Consider the following 4,783-nt stretch of genomic DNA (forward strand, 5'->3'; position numbering starts at 1 on the left):
TCAGGAAGAAGATAGCGACGGTTGCGGTATGGAATGTTGCTCGCCTTTTTCTAAATGCAATACCTGTACTGGATTTGTAATTACTTCTTTTTATGCTTTAACATCCAATTATGTCCAACAACCTAAAAAGAAATTAGGTGTAATAACTGCGTCAGCTGTTTCAGACTTCTTCTCTTCCATTTGGCAACCGCCTAAGATTAATTAATGTTTTTAGTGTCTTCGGCACAATAACAAATTGCGGTGCTACAAACCGTCAATTCTTATTTTTCAAACATTAATAATTTTTCATATAATGAAAAAAATACTCTTTATGTCATTTTTTATGACACTAAATCTCTGTGTATTTGCACAAAACAATTTAAATGCTGTTATTAGAAACAGTGAAAACAAAGATCCTTTGATTGGTGTGACGGCATCTATAAAAGGAACCTCGCTTGCAGCGACATCCAACGAAAATGGTCAAATCATAATAGTAAATGTTCCTGACGGTGTACAGGAAATACATTTTAGTTACGTAGGCTTTAATGAACGTATTGATACATTGGAATTTCCATTAAAGGACACCAGCGTTATTGAAATCTTACTCAAAGAAAGTTCAGAGGAGTTAGAGGAAGTGGTTATATCTTCTACAAGAAGTACAAGGAGCATACAAAATATTCCTACCCGCATTGAATTTATCGGAAGTGAAGAATTGGGCGAAAAAGGCAATATGAAACCTGGGGATATTCGTATGCTCTTGGCGGAAAGTACAGGTATTCACGTACAAACCACTTCGCCCACAAGTGCCAATGCAAGTATCCGTATTCAAGGACTTGACGGAAGATATACGCAAATCTTGAAAGACGGCTTTCCTATTTTTTCGGGTGCTTCAAGCGGATTAGGTTTGTTGCAAATTCCACCGCTTGACTTAAAGCAGGTTGAAGTTATCAAAGGTTCTACATCTACGCTGTATGGTGGTGGAGCAATAGCAGGTTTGGTAAACCTGATTTCCAAGACACCAACGGAAGAAAGGGATTTGCGTTTTCATTTAAACGGAACATCAGGTGGAGGTTTAGACATCAACGGTTTTTACGGACAGAAGTTTAAGAAAATCGGAACAACCATATTTGCTTCGCATAATAGAAACGGAGCTTACGACCCWGCAAAAATTGGTTTTTCTGCCATTCCAAAATTTGAACGTTTTGTACTGAACCCTAAATTGTTTGTTTATTTCAATGATAAAACAAAAATGAATTTCGGTGTCAATACAACTATCGAAAACCGTTTGGGAGGTGATATGCTTTACATCAAAGGTAAAGGAGATAACACACATCAATATTTCGAGAAAAATAAAACACAACGCTATTCCACACAATTTGTTTTCGACCACTTAATTGATGAAAAAAGTTCTTTTCAAATTAAAAATAGCGTGAGTTATTTTAACCGAAATACAACAATTCCCAACTATCAGTTTGAGGGAACACAAACCGCAACTTTTACAGAAGCAAATTATACCAACAGTACAGAAAAATCGGAATGGGTAGCAGGGGTCAATATTTGGACAGACAATTTTAAAGAAAAGCAGATTACTGCATTTCCGTTGAGGGATTACAGCCAAAACACATTCGGAGCTTTCGTTCAAAATTCTTTTAAGGCTACTGATTGGCTTCAATTAGAAGCGGGTTTAAGAACGGATTACGTGATAGATTACGGAGCTGTATTTTTGCCAAGAGTATCTGCATTGTTTAAGATTGCAAACGGATTGACTTCACGTATTGGAGGTGGATTTGGGTATAAAACACCAACCATTTTTACAGAAGAAAGCGAACGCCTACAATATCAAAATGTAATGCCTATTGACAACAAAATCAATAAATTGGAAAAAAGTTATGGAGCAAATGCAGACATCAATTACCGCACCTACATTGGGGAAGATTGGTCATTTAGCATAAACCAATTGTTCTTTTACACCTATCTGGATAATCCCTTGTTACTTGAAAACCCCTCTGCAAATCTGTATCAGTTCGTTAATTCTCCAGGTTATATTCATACTAAAGGAACAGAAACCAATATTAAAATTGGTTACGATGACCTGAAATTATTTTTGGGATACACTTATACAGATGCTCGATTAAACCAAAATGGAATGACTGTAGAAAGCCCGTTAACGCCAAAGCACCGCATTAATTCCATCCTGATGTATGAAATAGAAGACAAATGGAAAGTTGGTCTGGAAGCCTATTATTTCAGTCCTCAAAAACTGAATAATGGAACTACGGGCAAAGGTTACTTTATTACCGGGTTTATGGCTGAAAAGATTTGGGAAAGATTTTCTCTGTACATCAACTTTGAAAACTTCCTTGACACCCGACAAACACGCTTTGGTAGCATTTATACAGGAACAATAACCAATCCGGTTTTTAAAGACATTTATGCACCTTTGGACGGATTTGTGATTAACGGAGGAATAAAATTCAAGCTTTAAAACAAATGGAAAAAACCATATTCAATATAACTAAAATGGATTGCCCAAGCGAGGAGCAATTAATCCGTATGAAACTGCAAGACTTTGATACGGTAAAAGGATTGGAATTTGATATAGCCAATAGAAAATTGGACGTTTATCACAATGGAAACCCAGAGCCAATTTTTTTGGCTTTGGGAACACTGAACCTAAATACGAYATTGGTTTCAACTGAAAAAAGCAATTTTGTTGTTGAAACAGATACAAGCAACAAGCAACGGAAATTACTTTGGATCGTGTTGATTATCAAYTTCCTGTTTTTTGGACTGGAAATGTTGTTCGGTATTTTTTCAGGTTCAATGGGATTGATAGCCGATAGCTTGGATATGCTTGCAGACAGTGTCGTTTACGCATTGGCATTAATCGCTGTTGGTGGAACAATCGCCCTAAAAAACAACATCGCCAGATTTGCAGGATACTTCCAAGTCTTACTTGCTATTGTAGGTTTCGTTGAAGTGATCAGACGTTTTATGGGAATTGAAGCTATGCCCGATTTCAAAACAATGATTGTCGTTTCAGTTTTAGCATTGATTGCAAACGTATTTTGCCTTTATCTCTTACAAAAGAACAAAAGTAAAGAAGCGCATATGCAGGCTTCGATGATATTCACATCAAATGATGTCATTATCAATTCGGGAGTTATTGTTGCTGGTCTTTTAGTTAATTGGCTCAATTCAAGTTATCCCGATCTTATTATTGGAGCGCTTGTATTCCTAATTGTGGCAAAAGGTGCGTATCGCATTCTAAAACTTGCAAAATAATAATGAAGGTTAACAGAATTGTTCGTGAGAAAGCATAACACTGCGGATGAATTTCTTACTGAGAATTCATCTTGTTTTGCATATTTATTATTGGGTAGCATATAAAACAGCTACCCTTTTTTCATTTTATTACATGGTTATTGTTTCTGTTGTAGTACTCTGATTGTGATAATTTGGGCAATAAGACGTATTTGATTTCCATAGGATATACGTTAGCTCCAGAAGCTTTCTTTGAATGGCAACAATTGCTWTCATTTTAATGCCATGCCTTGAAGCCAATCTTAAGAAAATACATTTGAAGTTTTCATCGGTTCTGATTGCAGCCAATGCGGGGAAGTGCATTACTTTCCTTAAATTCCGATTACCCCGCTTGGATATTCGGGGTTTAGATTTCACAGAAGTTCCAGATGTTTTTTCCCTTACATCCAATCCAGCATAGCTTACCAACTGTCTTTTATTTTTTATTAATTCAAATCCGTTGGTTTCAGCGATAATGGTGACAGCAGTCAGATTTCCTATTCCTGGTATAGAAGTTATTACTTTCATCTTTTTAGCTATAGCTTCATCTCCTTTGATAAGTGCAGCAATTTCCTCCATTATTTCCTTTTCCTGCTTATCAATCATGGCAATTCTTTTCTTGGTACGTTTTATTGATTTTTCGCTAGATGTTGCAGAAGTACGCTCAGCATGTAGCTGATTTTTTAACATAGTCCGTTCCTGTACCAGTTGTTCTCGTTCTCGACAAAGCTGTCTCAAATCATTGAATATTTTTAATGGAGGTTGCCATACTTCTAATTGCCTTTCCAAGCCAAATCTTGCAATGGCTTGTGAAGCACTCTTGTCGGTAATAGTTTTTATGTCAAGTGTCCTTACATAATTACTGATTTTGTTTGGTAAAACGATACTAACTTGTTTTTGATTAGTGCAAAGGTAATAAGCTAAGGATTCATGGTAAACTCCGGTAGCTTCCATCACATACCGTACCTCTACATTAGTTAATGTTTGCTTATTTACCCATGATACAAGACTGGAAAATCCTTTTTGTGTGTTGGGAAATACTTTATAGGCATAAACTTCTATGCTTATCTGTTGATCCATTCGACCAAGCGATACAACTAATTCATTTTGTGCGACATCAATTCCTACTGTCTGTTTTAATAATACCTTCATCTTATCTGGTTTAGGTAAGTGATAACCTTTCTACATCTTTTCTCCTGAATGGATATACTGGCTATACAACCCAATGTTTGTGGGTGAATTCCTTACATTCTGTTCAGATTCTAAAAGGTAAAAGAAGAGGAGGCAGTTTCTTTTCTTGAATATACTATTAAGCTATTTAAAGCAAAATCTGCTCTCACTCTTCCTCACTTAGATTATATTATACAAACATAGGAGGTAAAAGAAGAAGAGGCAGTTTCTTCGCTTGAAAATACTATTAAGCTCTTTAAAGCAAAATCTATCTCACTTTTCCTCACTTAGATTATATTATACAAACATAGGAGAAGCAAAAGAACGTCGC

3 protein-coding genes and 1 pseudogene are annotated in these 4,783 nt (G+C 36.0%); 3 read left to right on the forward strand and 1 reads right to left on the reverse strand.

All coding sequences use genetic code 11. The features are described 5' to 3' along the window. From E0F91_RS17435 to E0F91_RS17445, 3 genes and pseudogenes are all read left to right on the forward strand, one after another. Positions 1 to 205, forward strand: a pseudogene (locus tag E0F91_RS17435) (hypothetical protein); the annotation flags it as partial. Positions 206 to 292: 87 nt separating this feature from the next. After that, on the forward strand, positions 293 to 2,464 hold the full coding sequence (locus E0F91_RS17440; protein WP_086452611.1) for a TonB-dependent receptor: 2,172 nt from the start codon (positions 293 to 295) through the stop codon (positions 2,462 to 2,464). A gap of 5 nt (positions 2,465 to 2,469) precedes the next feature. Further along, positions 2,470 to 3,264, forward strand: coding sequence for a cation efflux transmembrane domain-containing protein (locus tag E0F91_RS17445; RefSeq protein WP_132067626.1), 795 nt, complete (start codon positions 2,470 to 2,472; stop codon positions 3,262 to 3,264). A 129-nt stretch (positions 3,265 to 3,393) separates the two neighbouring features. On the opposite strand, the gene E0F91_RS17450 is transcribed toward E0F91_RS17445, so the two are convergent. Beyond that, positions 3,394 to 4,434 carry an IS110 family RNA-guided transposase gene (locus E0F91_RS17450; protein WP_132067627.1) on the reverse strand — a complete coding sequence of 347 codons (1,041 nt, stop codon included), beginning with the start codon at positions 4,432 to 4,434 and terminating at the stop codon, positions 3,394 to 3,396. Positions 4,435 to 4,783 lie beyond the last annotated feature (349 nt).

Source organism: Flavobacterium sandaracinum (assembly GCF_004349135.1).
Classification (GTDB): Bacteria; Bacteroidota; Bacteroidia; order Flavobacteriales; family Flavobacteriaceae; genus Flavobacterium; species Flavobacterium sandaracinum.